We start from the raw sequence: 19,153 nt of genomic DNA, 5'->3' as shown, positions 1-19,153 counted from the left end.
TTATGCCTTGGCAAACCCTTTTCTGACCTGGGATCCCCATCCAGACCTGATCTTAAAAAGTTTTTTATAATTCCCCCTGACCGAGGACCACACCACCAGGGGGTGGAAGAACAGGGGCTCCAGTACAGCTGTTAGCATCATGGTAAGAATGTCTTTGGTTCGCGCGTACTGGTTATAGGAATAGACTTCCCAGAGAATGGCGTAAAAGGAGAACATGATAGAAAAACTGTATATCGCAAGGGTAATGGCGATAAAGAAATCCCAGTTCAGTATCCCCAGATACAGGAACATGATCACAGCCAGGCATCCTGTGAATTCCAGCAGGGGCGCCAGCCATTCATAAAAGAACCAATAAGGGTAGCTCAGCATCCCTAACCTGCCGTATTTAGGATTGAAGAACATGTCCTTATGAGTACTCAGGGTTTCCAGGTTACCCCGCGACCAGCGATCCCGCTGGTTGATAAATATCTTTAAGCTTTCAGGTACTTCCGTCCAGCAAAGAGGGTCAGGGATATAGGCCACATGGTAAGGTTCCCCCTTATCGTGCATATAGCGCCTCATCCTGAAAATGATCTCCATATCCTCCCCTACCGTGTTTGTATCATATCCTCCTACCGCGATGGCGATCTCCCGGTCAAAGAATCCAAAGGCGCCTGATATGATCAGGAGACTGTCTAATCGACCCCAGGCCATTCGCCCCAAAAGGAAGGATCTGGTGTATTCCAGCAATTGGAACCGTGCCAGCCAGTTTTTAGGCAATCTGATCTCTTCCAGGGTTCCACCTGAGATCTTGCATGAATTGGCCACGCGAATAACCCCGCCCACGGCAATGACCCTTTTCTGTGAATGCTGATAAAACGACTTTACCACATGCAGAAGGGCTTCCGGAACAATTAAACAATCAACGTCTATACATCCTACATATTTATTCTCAGAAAGAAAGATTCCCGCATTCAGGGCATCTGATTTACCTCCGTTGGCCTTATCCACCACGGTGAGTTTTGCAAAGGAACGCTGGGTGGATTTGTAGATACCCCGAATGGGCTTCGATTTGATATCAGGGTCTATTTCCCGGTCGATCTTTTCCAGGTTATAAGCCTGGATAAGCTTTTGAAGGGTATCGTCCTTACTCCCGTCGTTCACCACCATGACCTCGTAGTTCACGTACTGAAGGGAAAGCAGGGAACGAACGTTTTCCACAATGGTCAACCCTTCGTTATAGGCAGGGGCAATGATCGTAATACCCGGTGCAAGGGGAGATCCCAGTGTTTTTGTGATATTCCCGAAGCTGTTCTTGTTTTTGTAATGGATGGAATTGCGCGTGGCGAAATACGCCATTAGGACATAAAGCGTAAACAGCATGGTTGAGAACACCAGAAAGACGATGTTCAGGTACTCCAGGATCACATTAAATACACCGTTGTCCATGATCAGTTCCCTTACTTCTTTAACTCTTTAAGGTCAAAATTCAGGAGATCACTCTGATACGAGCTGCTTGCCCATTTTACAATCGAATCCCTGTTTTGTCCTTCTCCTTCTTCTTTCTTGAGTCTCGCGCTGAGCTTTTTCCTGACCTCAATGGCCATTTTCCGAAGGCGCGCATTCGGGTCTTCCCTGAGGCTTTCCAAGAAAGTGAGCTCCCTGTGATCTCCCAATGCCGGGATCTCCCGTAAAAGAATCAATTTGGCGTCCAGGTCCGATTTGCAGAACAAATCCGCAAAGATGCTGTGGCCCCGTGGTTGATCTACAAGAGTATTTTCCTCTTCTTGGTAAATAGGCGGCTCGATATTAGCCTCCGTGAGTCTTTTCTCAACCGAATTACTGAGTTCCTCCCAGTCTACCAGGGAGCAGGCATCGTCTCCTTCAGATACCTCACCAGGCTTTTCTTCCAAAATGGCTGATTCAACCGCATCTGTCTGCTGACCCTCCATATCGGTTACCTTAGTCAGTTTCTCCTTCTGGTCTGTTCCTGCCGGGTTTTCGCGCGGTAGATCCTCCTGAGGTGCATCCTCCACTACGAAAGGCAGAAAATTGAAATTAAGGTATTCCACTTCGGTCTCCCCGCCAGGGTTTTGGACTTCCACCCGGCTTAGAATGTCCTCCAGTTCCTTCCTGAATTCATAGTCAGGGTGGACCACCTCATAAGCGACCTTGAGATTCCAAAGCCGCTTTCTCGATTTCTTTTTGGGTTTCTTCTTATCCATTTCGGTTGGTTTTTCTATTACAATTGGTAAAAAATCCAGGGGCAGGTAGCCTGCATCCTCTTCATCTTTTCTGCGGCTGTCTAGAATCTCGTTGAGTTCTTCCATAAAGCAATGATCGAAGATCTCGAGGTCTTCACTGAACAGTTCAATTCCCTCCTCGGTCACTTCAATTTCCTCTTCTGCCGTTTCATGGATTTCACTTGGAGCTCCCGGGACTGTTTCGAGTTCTGCTTTCAGGTTCTCTGTTTCATCGATGAGCTTCGGAGTCACATCTGAGTCGATCATGGGGTCCAGGTTCTCATGGGGCAGTACGGTACCAGGCGCTATGGTGTTAATGGCCCCCAGTGCCTTGCTTCTGACATTGAAATTGGACACTTTCCGGCAGACCTCCCTGAGGAAAGGAATGTGTTCTTCTTTTCCAATGGCACCCATAGCATCCAGGATCAGGATGCGCGTGTCCCTCTTTGCCCTCGGAAATGCAGCCATAAGCGTAGGCATGGCTTCAATAATCCCGAATTCCTTAATGCAATCAATGGCTGCCTGTTTGATCTCTTCGTCCTTGTGTTTCAGCAATTGGATGACCCCGGAATTGGCATCCGTTTGGTTGTAAAACCTTATGAGCCTGAGGGCGAAAAGCACAACATCCTTGTTGGCTGACAACAGCCAGACCCCAAAACTCGGGGGGATAAAATCCTCCTTCTCCCTCAATACCTCGAGGATCTTGATCTGTTGCCATTCGGAGATCGGATATTTATTGGTATCCAGAAAGTGGGCTATGCCTTCGTGTTTCAAGGAAACTGCCGCGATCTGCGCCTGCTTTCGGATCACGCTCTTCCTGTGATTTATAAATTTCCTGATAGCTGTATAGGCCTCTTCCACCTGCATCTGGGTAAGTTCCACGATGCCCTTGGTGACGATCTCCCATCTCCAGCTTTTCAACTTGTCAAAAGCGTCGAGATGGAGGTCAAAATCCTTGTACATGGCCAGAAGCCTGGTCCTGGAATCCCCTGTAAGATCGCGCTGAAGATCGAGTAATATATCCTTGAGGATACTGCGGTTAATGGGATCCTTGAGAAATTCCCTGATCTCAACCTTGAGTCCGATATGCTCATATTTTTCTTCCCTGGTGGCATCTTCTCCGTGGAAGAGGAAGTTGCTGATGATGGGGGTCAGCTCTTTCCGCTGTTCCCTGATGTTCCTGGATTTTGCGGAAAGCCTGTTCCTGAAGAAAAAAATGAAACTGAAATAGAGAATACAGAGACTTCCGAACAAGACACTAAGATCCCACAAAAGATCCGTATGGATCTCTGGGATGCTCAGAAGCATGGAAGTGTGATATGTAATTTTTGCTCTAATGAATATCAGGCTTTGTTGAGTTCGCGTGTTACCCTGACCAGTAGCTCGGCCGGACTCACAGGTTTCGATATAAAATCATTGGCACCCAGCTCAAAGGCTGAAAGCACGTTTTCCTCATTGCCGGCGGACGAGATGATAATGATGGGTACCTTGGAATTCAAGGTGTTGCGCACATAGTCTACCAGCTCGAGCCCGGAGAAATAGGGCATCATGATGTCACTCACGATGATATCGGGGATCTCCTTTTCTAGCTCCTGTTTCACCTCTCTCCCGTCACAGGACCAGTGGACCTTAAAACCGGCCTTGTCCAGCCTGTAGTTCAACAGGGAGGCCAGGAGTTCATCGTCATCGGCAAGCAGGATCTTTTTCATCTGGGTATCAGTTTTCCTTTTTTAATCGCATCAATTCCCTGTCCAGCGTACATTCTACCATGGGATACTCCTGTACGAACCGGTCAAACAAGTATTGCATACGTTCATAATTGGGGTCGTTCTGGCAATGGTCCTGAATTTGCCTGACCAGAATCAGCAGGTTCTCGGCTTGCACCATTGCGAGCCCTGATTTCATCTTATGTGCGGCAAAACGGAGTTGTTCGGTATCCTGGTTTTTGAGGTGGAGTTTGGCGCGTCCGGTAAACTCCAGGACGTTGCCTTTGAAAAGGGAGATCAGTTCTTCGAGCATGTCGACCTCCCCCATGCAGTCCTCCAGCATACCGGTAAGATCGATCTGAAAGTTGGGCTCTGGGGTCGGGCCCGGGCTTTCAGGCTTGTTGGGATTGGGCGTAGAAGCCGATTTCCGGGAATCCGGAAACCCGTATTCCATTAACTTGTCGAGTAATTCCTGAGGTGTATAGGGCTTTAGGATAAAATCATTAATGCCGTCAGCAGCTGCCTTTTCCCTGTCGTGGACAGAGAAGTCGGCTGTCAGCGCAATCACTGGGACCCCGGATATTCTTGGATTCTCAGAGGCCCGTATTCTCCGCGTGATCTCGTATCCATCCACAACAGGCATATGTAGGTCCATAAATACCAGGTGAACTTGCTCCTCTTCAAGGATCTTTAACCCTTCCACCGCGTGTTCGGTCACGAAGAAGGAGCATCCCCAGTTCCTGAGTCGTTTTTTGATCAGCCACTGATTCAGGGGATTGTCCTCAAAAACAAGCACATTCAGAGACCGTAAATCTTTTTCGGGCGTTTTATTTCTATCCTCCTTGAGGACTTTCTCTTCCTGTCCTACCTCGTAGATAAGCGTCATATCGAAGCGGGTACCTTTATTGACCTCGCTTTGTACGCTGATGGTCCCGCCCAGGCGGTCTACGATCTGTTTGACGATGCTAAGGCCCAGGCCAGCACCCCCATACTTCGAAAACGTGTGTTGGCCGGCCTGTCTGAAGGCGTCAAAAATGTGGTTGAGATCTTCTCCGGGGATCCCGATCCCCGTGTCTGTGATCCTAAACTTCAAATGGGCTTTTCCTCTTTCGATCCTATCGAGCCGGGTCTCCAGGACCACTTTCCCTCGGTCTGAAAACTTGATCGCATTCCCCAAAAGGTTGAGCAGAACCTGGGTGAGTTTGGATGGATCACCCAGCAGGAATGGTGGGATCTCAGGATCTGTCGTTACCTCAAGGGTTATCTTTTTATCGACGATGAGGGTTTCGCAGAGATAGGAAACTTCCCGGATCAGATTGTGGAAATTAAAGGAGACTTCCTTGAATTCTTCGGAACCCGCTTCCAGTTTGGAGTACTCCAGGAGTTCATTGATGATGTCCAGTAGAGATCTCGATGCAGAAAGGATCGCGTCTACCTGCTGCTGCTGGGCCGGATTCAGGTCCCCTTCTTTAAGGAGGTCCGCAAATCCCATAATCCCATTGAGAGGGGTTCTGACCTCATGGCTTACCTTGGCGATGAGATGGGATTCCCTGTTTTTTTCCTGCTCCTCATCCGTTTCGGGTTGTTCGGGAGTAATGCCCCAGATTCTCGCCTCAAGTTCATGCTTAAAAGTGTCAAAAGATCTTTTTAAGCGACTGGCTTCTTCTGTGGTAAGTTCCTCAAACGAAAAATTGTTCAGGGCCGATTCGAGATCGGTGATTTGGGTAAGTAGGTTTTTTGACTTCAAGTTGAGGTTTTAATAAGGTGAATTCTTCACTAAAATCCCGATTTACGGGGGGTAGGCCAATTAAATGTTACCTATGAGGTATAATGTGTTGTCAAAATGCTTTATTTGTAGGTCTAAAGAGATCGTAATGAAGTATTTCACCTTGTTTTTTTGCATTTTATCGATAGTCTCCTGTGGGCAGTCCACAGAGGATGAGCAAATGGCTTTACGGAAAAAAGCGGAACGCATTCACCAAAACGTGATCACCATCGATACCCATGACGATATCAACATCCGAAACTTTACGGACAGTGTTAACTACACTCAGCGGCTGGAAACCCAGGTAAATCTCCCTAAGATGAAAGAAGGGGGCCTGGACGTGGCCTGGTTCATCGTCTACACCGGACAGGATTCCCTTACCCCTTCGGCCTATGAAAGAGCAGAGGAAAATGCCATGGCGAAGTTCCAGGCCATCCACAAACTTTGTGAGGAGATCGCTCCGGATGAGATCGAACTGGCATTGACCTCCGAAGACGTCCGGAGAATCCACAAAAAAGGTAAACTCGTGGCCATGATCGGGGTGGAAAATGCCTATCCTATGGGCGAGGACCTGGAAAATTTTAAAAGATACCACGACCTGGGGGCACGCTATGTTTCCCTATCACATAACGGACACAGCCAATTCGCCGATTCCAACACCGGTGAAGCCGATAGCATTTGGCTACACAATGGTTTAAGTGACTTAGGCAAAAAGGCTGTAATTGAGATGAATAGATTAGGAATTATGATTGATATTTCTCACCCGGCCAAAAGCTCCATGGAGCAGATCATCGCCCTCAGCAAAGCTCCTATCATCGCTTCCCACTCCTCCGCCAGGGCCCTGTGCGACCACAGCAGGAACCTGGATGACGAACAGCTTTTGTGGTTAAAGGAAAACGGAGGGGTGGTACAGACCGTAGCCTTTAGTTCATACCTGAATACCGACAAGGATAAGGCTCGGAGGTCTTTCATGGAGGAGCTGTATGAAAAGGTGGCGGATTCTCTTGGGATCACCTGGCACAACAGGTCTGAGTACAGGTCCCTGCCACCGGATCAGCGGGAGGAATTTCTCGAGAACTACCCAAAGGTGGTCTCCATCGGAAAAGACATCGCAGCCAAAATGCCTGACGCCCCTGCGGCCGTAAACGTACAGGATTTCGCAGACCATATTGATTATATGGTCGGACTTATCGGGATTGACCACGTGGGGATCAGCTCGGACTTCGACGGGGGTGGCGGTATAGAGGGCTGGTCCGATGCTTCCGAGACCTTTAACGTGACCCTCGAACTCGTAAAAAGGGGATATACGGAAGAGGAGATCGCCAAACTCTGGGGCGGAAATCTGCTCAGGGTTCTGGACGAGGTCCAGGCCGTTGCACGGGAGATGGAATGACCTAATCTTCCTGGTCTGCGAGCCGATCCTTTACATATTCTACTTTGGTCTTCCCGTGCGGAAATGGCTTGCCTTTGTCATCCAGGTTCACCATGATGATATTATCGACCGTGAGGATGGTCTCCCGTGTCATTTTGTTCCTGACCTCACATTTCAGGATCAGGGAGGATTTTCCGAATTTGATCACCTCTATACCGATCTCCACAATATCCCCCTGATGTGCCGTACTCATAAAATTGATCTCGGACATGTATTTGGTGACCACTTTTTTATTTTCAAGCTGGATGATACTGTATAAAGCCGCTTCTTCGTCTATCCAGGACAATAACCTGCCCCCGAATAAGGTCTGATTGGCATTGAGGTCTTCGGGTTTTACCCACTTTCTGGTGTGAAATCGCATAACAAAATTTTTGTCAAAAGTACTACTAATATAAGCTCGACAACTCGACAGGACCCAGGGAGAAATCAGAATTATCAATAACGCAAACCGGAGCCTCCTCCATTGCCGCCTTGACATTTTTTGGACTTCTGAATTTGCGCTTTGTTAAACTAATCTCAAGGGGTCTTCCATTTTCCCTTTATTTTAGGAACTTCGCAAAAAATTGAAGATATGATCCTCTTCGTGGACATGGATGAAGTGATGGCGGACACCTATACCGCCCACATAGAATATTACAACAGGGAATTCGGCGAATCCCTGACTTTTGAGGAATGCATGGGGCACGAGGTCTGGCAGAAGGTCCCCGAATATCGCAAGGACAGCATTTGGCAGCACTATTATCAGAAGGGATTTTTCAGGGGATTAAGACCGATGGAGAACAGCATCGAGGTCCTGAAGGAACTCAATGAGAAGTATTCGGTCTATGTGGCTTCCGCCGCGATGCAGTTTCCAAATTCCCTCCTGGAAAAACATCAATGGCTGGATGAACACTTTCCCTTTATCCATTGGAAGAAAAGGATTTTATGTGGAGATAAAAAGATCCTCAGGGGGGATATCCTGATCGATGACCGAAGCCACAACCTCGAGAACTTTATTGGAAGGCCATTGATCTATACCTCTCCCCATAATATACACACAAACCATTTCGAAAGGGTGAATTCCTGGGAAGAAATCGCCAGGGAATTGCTCTGAACCTGTAGAGGGCTTTGTTCATAACCCCGTTAACAAGTAATTGATTCCCACATCCAGCCCCCTTCCCGATTTTCTAATTTTAATAAAACTTCTGAGATGAACGACAGATCTTCGGAGCTCCTGAGGTTTCGCCCAGAATTGCCCAACGCCCGGATCACAGACAACATGAGTCGGGACGAACACTTCCAGAACGCTACCCTCAGACCCATTATCAAATTTCAGAATTCCCTGCTTATCGCTGCCTTCATGAACTACGTGCAAAAACACAAAAATGTGTTTTACGGTCTGCAACTTCCCAAAAGGCTGGCGTATATAGAGCACGCCATTCAAAAGGACATGAAGTTCAGGAATTCCCTGAAAGGGATGATCATCGGACTCTTTACGGTTGAGGAGTACGAGATCTATATTCAGAACTCATCTTCCCTTAACAAACGGATGATGAACATGGTCATCGAGAGGCTCAAGGACCAGGTACAATTGTTCGAACCTGCCGAACTATCTCAATAGGGATTCACCGTTCAGGTCGGTGGTCAGGATAGCGCTCATTAGGTCAAAATAAGGCCGGATCCTTTTGAAGGATTCGTCTACCACCTCTATAAAATCTGGAGCGAGCACCTGTTCATCCGAAAAATTCCGGATAAAGATAAATTGCTTCTTTTTGATTAGATCTATGTCCGGATGCTCCTTGTCAAATCCCTTGGGGGCCGTCTTTACTTCCTCCCCTGCAAGCTCTCCCCATGTCTTCCTGAAAACATCGGCAGTGATGACCTCCCTGAATTCACTGGCGTCCAATTCCAGCTCTTTCCGAATCCTCAGGAGGTCGTCCTTATTGGGTTCCCAAAATCCGGCTGCCGCAAAGGTATCCCCCGGTTTGATTCTGAGATAGTAACCCCCTCTTAAGGCTTTACCTGCCCGGGAAAATGAACCTGCGAAATGAGTCTTGTAAGGGGTTTTATCCCTGGAGAAACGCACATCCCGGTAGATCCGGAACCACTTCATTTTCTCGATATCATCGTGCTTTCGCATCCTTTCCATGAGGGAAGAATAGAGGGATCTGACCTCCTTTTCCAGAGATTTGAATTCCGGTTTATGAGCCTCAAACCAATCCCTGTTGTTATTGGCGGACAAGGCCTTTAGAAAATCAAGTGCCTCCTTGTCGATCTTGTCTGTAGCCATGGATAGTCCTGTTATAGAAGATTTGTAATAAAGTTAACCTTTTTGAAGAAGGGCCTTTTTAATTAATGGTTAATTTTATTTTGAAATTTACTGTTATGGAGACCCGTGCTATCATTGATAGAATCAAGAAAAACAAAATACAACCGAACCTGAGGTTCAGGTTAAAGAGAGAAACCGAAGCCTTTACGGATCTGTTGTTCCTCTCCTTATTCGACATAGAGACCCCCATTGAGGATAATATGCCCCGTCTCCAGGAAAAGTTTGACCAACTGGTGGATCTGGCATGCTGGGATCCCGACAGGTCCTGTGCTTCCATTTGGGAAGAGTATCTCCAGACCTTACCCGGAGTTCTTGAAAAACTAAACCTGGATGCCAGGGCCATCGCGGAATGCGACCCTGCTTCCCTCTCGATCGAAGAGGTGTATCTGGCCTACCCGGGTTTCTACGCGATAGCGATCTACCGACTGGCCCACGAATTGTACAAAAAACGGTTTCCCCTCGTACCAAGGCTGATGACAGAATACGCCCACCGGCAGACCGGGGTCGACATAAACCCCGGGGCCCAAATTGGCAAGTCGTTCTTTATCGATCATGCCACAGGGGTGGTCATTGGGCAGACCGCAGTGATCCACGACCACGTGAAGATCTACCAGGGGGTCACCCTCGGAGCCCTTTATGTGGCCAAAAACCTGAGTGATACCAAAAGGCATCCCACCATTGAAGACAACGTCACGATCTATGCCAATGCCACCATCCTTGGCGGAGATACGGTCATAGGTGCGAATTCAATCATAGGGGGAAATGCCTGGCTTACCAGCTCGGTCCCCCCTAATTCCAAGGTATACCACAATCCGGAGATCGAAATAAGAACACAGCAAAATGACCAATAAACTTACAGACCTGATCGGGAATACCCCCCTTGTACTTTCGAAGACGCTGAATGACCATCCGAAGGTCCGATTGTATTTTAAATTGGAAGGACAAAATCCCGGGGGAAGTGTCAAGGACCGTGCTGCACACAACATGATTGCTTCCGGTCTGGAAAGAGGGGATTTTTCAAAGGAAACCCGCCTAATCGAGGCCACCAGTGGTAATACGGGCATCGCCCTGGCCATGATCGCAGGGATCTACGGACTCAATATAGAACTCGTAATGCCTGAGAATGCTACCAGGGAACGCGTTCAGACGATGAGGGCCTATGGAGCCAAGGTTACCCTGACTCCTTCAGAAAAAGGTATAGAAGGTGCCCGCGACTACGCGGAAGCCAAGGTGACCTCAGAAGGATATCAAATGATCAACCAATTCGGAAATCAGGACAACTGGAAAGCTCATTATAAAACCACAGGGCCAGAAATTTGGAGGGATACGGGAGGAGAGATTACCCATTTTGTATCTTCCATGGGTACTACCGGGACCATTATGGGCACTTCAAGATTCCTTAAGGAAAAAAAGGCATCTGTTCAGATCGTCGGGGTACAGCCTACAGACAATTCCAGTATCCCCGGGATCCGCAAATGGCCCAGGGAATACCTGCCTAAAATCTTTGACCCCAAAAGGGTAGACCGAATCCTTGAGGTCAGTGAGGCAGAGGCCAAGGCCATGACAAAGCGCCTGGCAAAGGAGGAGGGCATCTTTGCGGGGATGAGCAGCGGAGGAGCAACAGCCGCAGCTCTCAGGCTTGCCGGGGAACTGGATGAAGGTGTAATCGTGTCCATCATTTGTGACCGGGGAGATCGCTACCTCTCTTCAGACCTTTTTGATGGATGACCTAAAAAAATGTGCACCGATGGGTGCACACTTTATCTTTCCAGCCATTCTTTTCCATAGGATCAGTTCGCAGCAAAAGCCGCTTTAACTCCGTTCTGTAATTTGAGGCCAGAATTGAACTCCAGGGTCCTGATTGGGAAGGGAATATTGACGCCTTCCTTGTCAAAGGCCTTCTTCAAGGCTTTTATGACCGTGTTCTTGGCCCTGAGTTTTTCGATGGCGCTTTCGCTGGTGATGTAGAATCTGACTATAAAATTGATCGAACTATCACCGAATTCCTCAAAGTAAAACTCTACGTCTTCAACAGATCTGACCTGGTCAATACAATCCTTTACCGTTTGTTTGGTCAGGGTCTCCACCTTGTCCAAGTCCGATTCATATCCAACCCCGCATCCCAGGACCACACGCATTTTGTTGGTTAGGGTGAAATTTTTCAGTGGGTTTTCCAAAATGGTCTTATTGGGTATGATCACTTTGTTGTTATCGGCTTCTTTGATGATAAAGTTATTCAGGTTAATCTTGATAACCTCACCGGCGAACCCATTGGTCTCCACCCAGTCGCCTATGCGGATATTCTTCCTGAAGGACAGGACCACTCCGGAAATAGTATTGGATAAGGCTCCCTGAAGGGCCAGACCCACAACGAGACCGGCAACTCCTGCCCCTGTCAGCAGGGACATCAGGGCGTCATTGAGGTCGAGAATGCTCAGGGCCAGAAAAAGCCCGAATAAAACCACAACTACGGTGGTCAGGTTGGAGATTAGGTTGGAAATGGATTTTTGTGGGACTTTCTTGCTGACGAGCCTGGTGACCCCTTTACTGACGTACCTCGCCAAAAAATAGGACGTGAGCAGGACTGCGATGGCCAGCAGCATATTGGGCAGGTTTTCGATCAGGGTATTGCCCCAGGTATTGAGTTTATTCAGTAATACGTCAAAGGATGATGATAGTTCTTCTTTCATGCGTTCGGATTTAAATTAAACAATAGTTTGCGTGGTCCGAAGTGCATTAGATGATGGTTGCCGTCTTAAGTTCACCATTCTTTTCCTTGTTCCAGGCATTAAGCATCCAGCTGGTTTTCTCGAGTTGACGGATGTACGCGCCTATGAGATCGATGGTTCCTTCATCACCTACCTCATTTGCCTTTTTCACGACCTTGCTCATTTGTTTGAGCAGGATGCTATGTGCCTTCAGGATCTCTCCTATCATCTCCCGGTCCGTCTTTTTTCCGGTGCTTTCCTCAATGGTTCCGGTCTTTAAATAGGCGCTCAGATTGCTCATCGGGTGATAACGCAGGGTGAGTATACGCTCTGCGATCTCGTCTATCTTTTCCCTTGCGTCCATATACATGGTCTCGAATTGTTCGTGCAGGTCAAAAAAGTTCTGCCCGAGGATATTCCAGTGAAAATTTCTCAGTTTCTGATAATACAGGTGATATTCTGCCAACAGGGTGTTCAATTCGATCACAACCGGCAATAATTCTTCTTCTTTGATATTCAAATAGTTCATCTTAAGGGATTTAAATGTTAATTAAAAAGTAATGTCGGATTCATTTCAGGGCCGGAAGAAACCGGCAGAAATTGGGCGAATGCCCGATGGAAATGTTTTATTTAGTAATCCAACTACTTGAATATAAGGTATTTAAAAAATTTGTCAAGCGATTTAACAAGGTTTAACAGGATTTTGCACTTATTATCATAATGCTCTGTTAAACCTGTTTCGAATTGTTAAAGTCCAGAAAAGGAAGAAAAACGGTTCATTCCTGAGATCTGGGGTTCACGATGAGGGTTGTAAAATGAGCCGAAGCGCTCTGCGATAGGTTTCGAAGGTATTGAGGTTGTTGTGTTCTCCCCCTTCGATCTCGATGAATTCAACGGGTTTTCCTTCGAGACTGCGCAGGAGTTTTAAGGAGGAAGAAATAGGCACTACCTCGTCCTGATCCCCGTGAAAAATAACGATCTGAGCATGCGTATGACGCAGGAATTCGTGGTTTCTGAAAGGGTATTTGATAAAATTCTCTACCGGTAAAATGGGAAATCGCCCTTTGGCGACATCCAACAGGCTGTAGAAGGGCGTTTCCAGGATCAGCAGGGGTACCTGATTATGGGATGCCACATAGGAAGCCATAGCCGTTCCCAAGGATCTTCCGTATACCACAATGTTCTCTGCCTGGTAAGACCGGACCAAATGTTCATAAAATGCCTGGGCATCCTCCAGCAATGCCTGTTCACTGAGTTTTCCCCTGCTTTTCCCATAGGTACGGTAATCCATCACCAACACATCGTAATTCAAGTTCACCAATTCCTGTACTACCTCTCCCCATCGGGCCAGGTTGCCGGCATTACCGTGGAAATACAGGATAACCCCTGTCGGATCCTCCTTCTTAAAATGCAGGGCGTTGAGGGTTGCCCCGTCTGGCCGGTCTAAATAAAACTCCTCGAAGGGTACCTCAAAGGTATACCGGTAGTCCTCGGGCAATCGCTCAGGGAGGAAGATCAAGTTTTCTTGAAGAAAATACAGCATAGTTACAGAAATCAATAGAAGAATAATCAGGCCCAGACTCACCTTTTTCAGGCTACGCATGACGCTTGGAATTGTTTTGATGAACATGGATGCTCGATCCTTCGAGGTTTATCCTTACAGGTTTGGAAGTGATAATATCCTCCAGCATCTTGTGGTACGACTCAAAAGTGTTCAGGTTCTTGTGCCCTCCACCTATGACCGTATACAGGGTGGTCTGCTTGGGTTTTATTTTCGAGAGTTTTAAGCTCGACTTATAGGGGATCAGATGGTCATCGGTGCCGTGGATGATATGAATGGGGCACTGCACGTATTTAAGCCATTTATAGGTGGGCATGGGAAATTTGATGAGAAGCGATAAAGGCATAAAGGGGATGTATTTCTTGGCCACGTGCCTGAGGCTGTAATAGGGCGCATCCAGGATGAGCATCCTGGGGTTGTTCATGGAGGCCAACTTGGCGGCAAAACCGGATCCGAGAGACCTGCCATAGAGGATAATGTACTTTTCATCCACCTTTTCCCGAATTTTATCATAGACGATCTGCATATCCCTCTTGATCGCCTTTTGGGTCCTTCTCCCAGTGCTCTTGCCAAAACCCCGGTAATCGACCATAAGCACATCATATCCATGGCGGGTAAAATCCACCGCAAATTTTCCCCATCCTTTGATACTCTTGGAATTTCCCTTAAGATAAAAGACTACCCCTTTGGGTTCTCTCGCCTTGAAACGCAGGCCGTTGATGACGGCCCCATCCCTTGTTTCCACATTGTATTCTTCGGTTTCCTGGTTCTCGTAATAGAACTGGAAGTCTGCTGGCAGTTTTTCCGGTTTGAACATGAGATAGTCCTGGAGGATGAAAATCAGTATACTGATCAGGAGGTAGACCAACCCCAGGAAAAGCAGAATTTGTACCCAAACTGGCATACTCTGAATTTGGACTTAATGTACAAAAATTATCAAAAGACAGGGGAAGCGGAATCCGGCAGATCAGATCCACTTTCTCTTCCGGAAATAGATCAACATCACGATCAGCACAAAAATCATCAGTCCCCAGACCATGTAATATCCGTTTTGCCAATGGAGCTCGGGCATATTGTCAAAGTTCATCCCGTATATGCCCACAATAAAGGTCAGCGGGATAAAAATAGAGGCCATCACGGTCAGCACCTTCATGACCTCATTCATCTTATTGCTTACGTTACTCATGTACATCTCCATAAGACTCATGACCATTTCCCGGTAGATCTGCAGGGACTCATTGATCTCCAGGCAATGGTCCAGGACATCCCTCAGAAAGAGCTTGGTATCCTTGGTGATGAGCGGGTGTTCGGAATCGATAAGTCGGCTGATCAATTCCTTTACCGGGAAGATGAAACGACGGATCCGTAGCACTTCTTTCTTCAGTTCCTGGATCTTCTGGGCAGTCCTCGGTTTGGGTTTTCTATAGACCTCTTCCTCCAGAACTTCGATCTGGTCCTGAATATGCTCGAGGACTAGAAAATAGTTGTCTATGATGGCATCGAGCAAAGCGAAGAACAGGTAATCCGCACCCCGGAGACGTATCCGCCCAAGTTTTCCCAGTATCCTCTCCCTAACCGAACCGAACACATCGTCCTTGAGTTCTTGAAAGACCAGGACCTCGTGTTGGAAAAGTGACAGAGCGACGTGTTCAATGACGATATTCTGTTGTTCATCGAGGTAGATCATCTTAAACACACCGAAGATGTAATGCTCGTATTCGTCAATTTTGGGGCGTTGTTCGGTATGTACCGCGTCCTCAAGGACCAGTGGGTTAAGGTCGAACGTCTTTCCGAGCTTCTCTATAAAACCCTCATCACTGAGCCCCACCAAATTGATCCATTTGATCATCTCACCCCGGTTATCCAGAAGGGACTCCACATGCACGGGGCTGTATTGTTCTACGTGTTCATTCCCATAGGCGACCACATCGAGGGTGCTGATCGAATCTTCACGGTTCCCCATGTAAGTGATCGTTCCGGGAGCTTTCCCTACCTTCTTAAGGATCCTGAATTTCTTTTTGTGGATTTTTCCGACTGGAAAATGCAATTTGGCCATGGACTACAACTTTCCTTAAAGATATAAAACAAATCGGGCTATATCAGTTCCAAATTCTTTAAAAACAGGCCAGAGGAAGGAGCTATAAACGGAATTCGGATCTCCTCTTCTTTCAGCAAAGCCCTTTCGATCAAGCCGGGGTCCACTTCTCCTTTTCCGACCAGAACAAGAGCCCCCATCATCATTCGGATCTGATACCGCATAAAGCCATCCCCCCTCACGGTGAGTACGTAACTCTTCTCGGGGAAAAAACTTGCGCTCAGTTCCTCGTTTTCCGTGATCCGACAGAACGCAACCTTCCGGAAGACCTTCTTCCCTACCTGCAATTGCGCAGTGAAATTGTGGAAGTAATGCGCTCCTTCGAAAAGGAGGGCAGTCTCCTTCATCAGGTCCAGGTCGAGGTCGCCCTGGAAATTTGCCATAAAAGGCGCACAGAAGGGATGATTCTTGGGACCGAAAGAAAAGAAATATACGTATTCCTTCTTGTTGGCATCCTTAATGATGTTGAGGCCTTCCCTGCCCTCTTCTATTTGCAGGATACGGATATCGGGAGGGAGATTTTCATTGAGTTCTCCCATGAATACAGCCATACGGCCATTTAGTTCTTCAGAAGTGATCAATTGAAACGCCATTTTGAACGCAGATACCCTGGCGTCTGTCCTGCTGGCCCCGAGGATCTTGAAAGTCTCTCCCGGCCGAATGAATTTAAGGGTCTTGCGGATCATACCCTCGATCGTTTTTTGACCGGGTTGGCGCTGCCAGCCACTGTACCGGAACCCCAGGTACTGAACCCAGACCACATAGGTGTACTTCCCTTTCACACACGCTTCTTTGATCCTAAAGATATCACAATAAAAAAGAAGCCGCCGTTTGGCTCCATTTTTCAATCGAATCCAATCCAAAGAAAAAAATTTGTACTTTGGAATGTCAACAACCTAAACAAACAGAGATGAACAAACAATCAACTGCAAAACCCCCGGTATGGTTCTGGGTGGTCAGTGTCCTCGCCCTCTTGTGGAACCTGATGGGTGTTATGAATTATCTGGGAACGGCCTTTATGAAGGAGGCCATGAAGGCGGAAATGACTCCGGCCCAGGTAGAACTGATAGAAAACACCCCGGCCTGGGTAACGGCTGCTTTCGCCATTGCCGTTTGGTTCGGGGCAGCCGGATGTATCGGACTCCTTTTGAGGAAAAAATGGGCAAAGTCAGCCCTGGCCCTCTCTCTTGTGGGAGTGATCGTACAAATGGGTTACAGTTTTTTTATGACCAACGCAAGTGAAGTCTACGGGCAAACTGAAGCTGTCATTATCCCACTCATGGTGATCATAATCGCCGTCCTGCTTGTATTTTTCGCAAGGCTTAGTGAACGGAAGACCTGGATCGCCTGATCTTCGGGCAGGAGCTGCCCCCTCAGGTTACTAAATGTCACTTTCAGCGAATTCAAAAAGAGAATTCGCTCATAACTCCTTTGTTCTCCTTAACCAGAACTCCATGACCGCTATTCAAAAATCATCCAGGATCGATATCATAGACGCACTCCGCGGATTCGCTCTGGCCGGGATCGTCATCGTGCACATGGTTGAGAATTACGTGGCAGCTCCAGTCCCTGAAGCCGCCGTGGAAGCTGCACACCAGGGGGTATTTGACTATGTGATTGATGGGATCGTCCTGATCTTACTCAGAGGCAAATTTTTTGCCCTCTTCTCCTTCCTGTTCGGACTGAGTTTTTTTATACAGATGCACAAGGCTCCCCAAAAAAAGGGGGACTACAGATATAGATTCCTGTGGCGCATGATCCTTTTGATGTGTATAGGATACCTCCACAGCCTTTTCTACAGGGGAGATATCCTGACTATTTATGCCATGCTGGGTGTTTTTCTCCTGTTTTTTTACAGAGTCAGGTCCACTTGGATCCTGGCAATTGTCGCGATCTTATTTTTAGGTGCAGGCCGATTTATAACGTTTACCCTCACAAATGGGCAGAGTTTATTTCTATTAGGGGAATTAACGGCTGAAAATCCCTTAATGATCCAGTATTACGATGTTCTTAAGGAAGGTTCGATCTGGGAAGTCTTCCAAACCAACGCCTGGGAAGGTCATCTTATGAAACTCGATTTTCAATTAGGCATTTTTTCCAGGGCATACCTGACCTTTGGTTTTTTTCTTCTAGGATTATACACGGGAAGAATCGAGTTCTTTAAAAACTTTACGCAAAGAAAAAAAATCACCAGAGATCTTCTTTGGGCCTCTTTGATCCTCTTTTGCGTAGGTGTCTTTATCACCGTAGGTTCTTTTGCACAGATCGGGCCAGAACCAAAATTCGACAATTGGTATGCGATGATCGGACTTACGGGTTTTGATCTGGTCAACATCGCTATTACCCTGGCACTGCTTTGTCTTTTTGTGATCGTTTACAGATCCGAAAGATGGAGAAAATACCTTGATATTTTCAAGGCCTACGGACGGACTGCCCTTTCGAATTACGTTCTTCAAAGTATTTTGGGAACTTTTTTCTTTTACGGATGGGGGCTCGGTTTTATCGGAACCCTTAGTAATACCTATGTCTTCATTGCGGCGTTGCTGCTAATTGTCTTTCAAATGGGCATTAGCATTTGGTGGATGAAACGTTTTTACTACGGTCCACTTGAATGGATCTGGAGAAGCTTCACTTACTTTACAGTGTATCCTTTTCGCAGGAACGGGGCCTGAAAATTTTACAACCTTCGTCTTTCGGTTCCGGCCCTTCACCACACATTTCCGGGGATACTCAACATTCCTTGCAGTTCAACGATTTTTTTCAAATAAAGGTTTTCGGATCCTCGTTTTGGATATGAAAAATTTACAGAACCGTTCCATATAATGAAGCGTATCTTGAAACTACTGCCCTGGAAAAAGTGCTTCTACCTTTCCCTGACGGTTCTTCCCCTGATATTGATTTGCAGTTTCTACGGGTTGTATACCAACAGATTTTATTTCCTGAAGGTCGACAACTATATTTTTTCACTCCTGATCCTGGTGCACCTTGTATTTCTCCTTGTACTGAAGCGTTCAGGCAGAATGGAGAACACTGATTTGAATTTATTGAGAAACCTGGAATTTGTCATGTATGCCATCCTGCCCGTATACATTTTCAAATTGGCAGAAACCTTGTATATCCTGCTTACTTATTTCGATTATTCCGAACAGGTATTTCCCTCGACTTTTCTGCCCGCAGGCAGTTTTATAATGGGATTGCAAACCCTGTTAATCATTTTAACTCTGACAGCATTTCAACACAGACGAATACGAATAGGTTCTTATACCCTGGACCGGATACACGATTAAATCCCTCATCCTTACCAGAGATGAGAGCGATGTGCTATGGCAGCACTAAAGACCCCCGCAAGAGCGGGG

The 19,153-nt window shown here is 47.1% G+C and carries 20 protein-coding genes; 8 read left to right on the top strand and 12 right to left on the bottom strand.

Translation table 11 applies throughout. The features are described from left to right. From GWK09_RS12080 to GWK09_RS12065, 4 genes are read right to left on the bottom strand one after another with little or no spacing between them, the layout of a single operon-like run. Window positions 1–1,428: a glycosyltransferase family 2 protein gene (locus GWK09_RS12080; RefSeq protein WP_163693717.1), complete on the bottom strand. Its 1,428-nt coding sequence runs from the start codon at window positions 1,426–1,428 to the stop codon at window positions 1–3. 11 nt (window positions 1,429–1,439) lie between these two features. Further along, window positions 1,440–3,530: a HEAT repeat domain-containing protein gene (locus GWK09_RS12075; RefSeq protein WP_163693716.1), complete on the bottom strand. Its 2,091-nt coding sequence runs from the start codon at window positions 3,528–3,530 to the stop codon at window positions 1,440–1,442. 35 nt (window positions 3,531–3,565) lie between these two features. Next, window positions 3,566–3,931 carry a response regulator transcription factor gene (locus tag GWK09_RS12070; RefSeq protein WP_163693715.1) on the bottom strand — a complete coding sequence of 122 codons (366 nt, stop codon included), beginning with the start codon at window positions 3,929–3,931 and terminating at the stop codon, window positions 3,566–3,568. Between the two features lie 7 nt (window positions 3,932–3,938). Beyond that, window positions 3,939–5,675, bottom strand: a complete 1,737-nt coding sequence (locus GWK09_RS12065; RefSeq protein ID WP_163693714.1) for an ATP-binding protein — start codon at window positions 5,673–5,675, stop codon at window positions 3,939–3,941. 127 nt (window positions 5,676–5,802) lie between these two features. Between GWK09_RS12065 and GWK09_RS12060 the strand changes: the two genes are divergently transcribed. Continuing rightward, window positions 5,803–7,086 carry a dipeptidase gene (locus GWK09_RS12060; RefSeq protein ID WP_163693713.1) on the top strand — a complete coding sequence of 428 codons (1,284 nt, stop codon included), beginning with the start codon at window positions 5,803–5,805 and terminating at the stop codon, window positions 7,084–7,086. 1 nt (window position 7,087) lies between these two features. Here the strand turns inward: GWK09_RS12060 and GWK09_RS12055 are convergent, their stop codons facing one another. Further along, window positions 7,088–7,486, bottom strand: a complete 399-nt coding sequence (locus GWK09_RS12055; RefSeq protein WP_163693712.1) for an acyl-CoA thioesterase — start codon at window positions 7,484–7,486, stop codon at window positions 7,088–7,090. 210 nt (window positions 7,487–7,696) lie between these two features. On the opposite strand from GWK09_RS12055, the gene GWK09_RS12050 reads away from it, so the two are divergent. Together GWK09_RS12050 and GWK09_RS12045 are read left to right on the top strand one after the other, a co-directional pair. After that, entirely contained in the window at window positions 7,697–8,218 is a 522-nt protein-coding gene (locus tag GWK09_RS12050; RefSeq protein ID WP_163693711.1) for a 5' nucleotidase, NT5C type, read from the top strand. Between the two features lie 96 nt (window positions 8,219–8,314). Beyond that, the gene (locus tag GWK09_RS12045) at window positions 8,315–8,725 is read left to right on the top strand and encodes a glyoxalase (RefSeq protein WP_163693710.1); all 411 of its coding nucleotides are present in this window, start codon (window positions 8,315–8,317) and stop codon (window positions 8,723–8,725) included. Here the strand turns inward: GWK09_RS12045 and GWK09_RS12040 are convergent. Next, window positions 8,714–9,394, bottom strand: a complete 681-nt coding sequence (locus tag GWK09_RS12040) for a DUF2461 domain-containing protein (RefSeq protein WP_163693709.1) — start codon at window positions 9,392–9,394, stop codon at window positions 8,714–8,716. The genes GWK09_RS12045 and GWK09_RS12040 overlap by 12 nt on opposite strands. Window positions 9,395–9,489: 95 nt before the next feature. Here GWK09_RS12040 and epsC point away from each other — a divergent pair, with 95 nt between their 5' ends. Together epsC and cysM are read left to right on the top strand one after the other, a co-directional pair. Next, complete coding sequence (epsC, locus tag GWK09_RS12035) at window positions 9,490–10,284, top strand: serine O-acetyltransferase EpsC (RefSeq protein ID WP_163693708.1); 795 nt, start codon at window positions 9,490–9,492, stop codon at window positions 10,282–10,284. Next, a complete protein-coding gene (gene cysM / locus GWK09_RS12030; RefSeq protein WP_163693707.1) occupies window positions 10,274–11,161 on the top strand; it encodes a cysteine synthase CysM in 888 nt (295 codons plus the stop codon). Before epsC ends, cysM begins: the two co-directional genes overlap by 11 nt. 62 nt (window positions 11,162–11,223) lie before the next feature. Here the strand turns inward: cysM and GWK09_RS12025 are convergent, their stop codons facing one another. From GWK09_RS12025 to GWK09_RS12000, 6 genes are all read right to left on the bottom strand, one after another. Continuing rightward, entirely contained in the window at window positions 11,224–12,123 is a 900-nt protein-coding gene (locus GWK09_RS12025) for a mechanosensitive ion channel family protein (RefSeq protein ID WP_163693706.1), read from the bottom strand. A 46-nt stretch (window positions 12,124–12,169) separates the two neighbouring features. After that, on the bottom strand, window positions 12,170–12,670 hold the full coding sequence (locus GWK09_RS12020) for a Dps family protein (protein WP_163693705.1): 501 nt from the start codon (window positions 12,668–12,670) through the stop codon (window positions 12,170–12,172). Window positions 12,671–12,937: 267 nt separating this feature from the next. After that, window positions 12,938–13,744 (bottom strand): alpha/beta hydrolase, encoded by an 807-nt coding sequence (locus GWK09_RS12015; protein WP_163693704.1) that lies wholly within the window; start codon window positions 13,742–13,744, stop codon window positions 12,938–12,940. Then, entirely contained in the window at window positions 13,737–14,606 is an 870-nt protein-coding gene (locus GWK09_RS12010; RefSeq protein WP_163693703.1) for an alpha/beta hydrolase, read from the bottom strand. The genes GWK09_RS12015 and GWK09_RS12010 overlap by 8 nt, the downstream gene beginning before the upstream one ends. A gap of 63 nt (window positions 14,607–14,669) precedes the next feature. Beyond that, window positions 14,670–15,758: a magnesium/cobalt transporter CorA gene (corA, locus tag GWK09_RS12005; protein ID WP_163693702.1), complete on the bottom strand. Its 1,089-nt coding sequence runs from the start codon at window positions 15,756–15,758 to the stop codon at window positions 14,670–14,672. Window positions 15,759–15,796: 38 nt separating this feature from the next. Next, a complete protein-coding gene (locus GWK09_RS12000) occupies window positions 15,797–16,579 on the bottom strand; it encodes a tRNA pseudouridine synthase A (protein ID WP_163693701.1) in 783 nt (260 codons plus the stop codon). 128 nt (window positions 16,580–16,707) lie between these two features. Between GWK09_RS12000 and GWK09_RS11995 the strand changes: the two genes are divergently transcribed. The 3 genes from GWK09_RS11995 to GWK09_RS11985 all read left to right on the top strand — a co-directional run bounded on the left by GWK09_RS11995 (window position 16,708) and on the right by GWK09_RS11985 (window position 19,084). After that, entirely contained in the window at window positions 16,708–17,148 is a 441-nt protein-coding gene (locus GWK09_RS11995) for a hypothetical protein (protein ID WP_163693700.1), read from the top strand. 103 nt (window positions 17,149–17,251) lie between these two features. Continuing rightward, entirely contained in the window at window positions 17,252–18,469 is a 1,218-nt protein-coding gene (locus GWK09_RS11990) for a DUF418 domain-containing protein (RefSeq protein WP_163693699.1), read from the top strand. 150 nt (window positions 18,470–18,619) lie between these two features. After that, on the top strand, window positions 18,620–19,084 hold the full coding sequence (locus GWK09_RS11985) for a hypothetical protein (RefSeq protein ID WP_163693698.1): 465 nt from the start codon (window positions 18,620–18,622) through the stop codon (window positions 19,082–19,084). Window positions 19,085–19,153: the final 69 nt, after the last annotated feature.

The sequence above is a fragment of the Muriicola jejuensis genome, assembly GCF_010671595.1.
In the GTDB taxonomy this organism is placed as follows: Bacteria; Bacteroidota; Bacteroidia; order Flavobacteriales; family Flavobacteriaceae; genus Muriicola; species Muriicola jejuensis.
The sequence above is the reverse complement of the archived record's forward strand: the minus strand, read 5'-3'. Positions and strand labels throughout refer to the sequence as shown.

Bases quoted from the DNA above. Each gene is read 5' to 3' on its own strand.
- GWK09_RS11990 (WP_163693699.1), top strand. From the start codon at position 17,252: ATGACCGCTATTCAAAAATCATCCAGGATCGATATCATAGACGCACTC.
- GWK09_RS11995 (WP_163693700.1), top strand. From the start codon at position 16,708: ATGAACAAACAATCAACTGCAAAACCCCCGGTATGGTTCTGGGTGGTC.
- corA (WP_163693702.1), bottom strand. From the start codon at position 15,758: ATGGCCAAATTGCATTTTCCAGTCGGAAAAATCCACAAAAAGAAATTC.
- GWK09_RS12070 (WP_163693715.1), bottom strand. From the start codon at position 3,931: ATGAAAAAGATCCTGCTTGCCGATGACGATGAACTCCTGGCCTCCCTG.
- GWK09_RS12020 (WP_163693705.1), bottom strand. From the start codon at position 12,670: ATGAACTATTTGAATATCAAAGAAGAAGAATTATTGCCGGTTGTGATC.
- GWK09_RS11985 (WP_163693698.1), top strand. From the start codon at position 18,620: ATGAAGCGTATCTTGAAACTACTGCCCTGGAAAAAGTGCTTCTACCTT.
- GWK09_RS12050 (WP_163693711.1), top strand. From the start codon at position 7,697: ATGATCCTCTTCGTGGACATGGATGAAGTGATGGCGGACACCTATACC.
- cysM (WP_163693707.1), top strand. From the start codon at position 10,274: ATGACCAATAAACTTACAGACCTGATCGGGAATACCCCCCTTGTACTT.
- GWK09_RS12045 (WP_163693710.1), top strand. From the start codon at position 8,315: ATGAACGACAGATCTTCGGAGCTCCTGAGGTTTCGCCCAGAATTGCCC.
- GWK09_RS12080 (WP_163693717.1), bottom strand. From the start codon at position 1,428: ATGGACAACGGTGTATTTAATGTGATCCTGGAGTACCTGAACATCGTC.
- GWK09_RS12055 (WP_163693712.1), bottom strand. From the start codon at position 7,486: ATGCGATTTCACACCAGAAAGTGGGTAAAACCCGAAGACCTCAATGCC.
- GWK09_RS12015 (WP_163693704.1), bottom strand. From the start codon at position 13,744: ATGCGTAGCCTGAAAAAGGTGAGTCTGGGCCTGATTATTCTTCTATTG.
- epsC (WP_163693708.1), top strand. From the start codon at position 9,490: ATGGAGACCCGTGCTATCATTGATAGAATCAAGAAAAACAAAATACAA.
- GWK09_RS12010 (WP_163693703.1), bottom strand. From the start codon at position 14,606: ATGCCAGTTTGGGTACAAATTCTGCTTTTCCTGGGGTTGGTCTACCTC.
- GWK09_RS12060 (WP_163693713.1), top strand. From the start codon at position 5,803: ATGAAGTATTTCACCTTGTTTTTTTGCATTTTATCGATAGTCTCCTGT.
- GWK09_RS12040 (WP_163693709.1), bottom strand. From the start codon at position 9,394: ATGGCTACAGACAAGATCGACAAGGAGGCACTTGATTTTCTAAAGGCC.
- GWK09_RS12075 (WP_163693716.1), bottom strand. From the start codon at position 3,530: ATGCTTCTGAGCATCCCAGAGATCCATACGGATCTTTTGTGGGATCTT.
- GWK09_RS12025 (WP_163693706.1), bottom strand. From the start codon at position 12,123: ATGAAAGAAGAACTATCATCATCCTTTGACGTATTACTGAATAAACTC.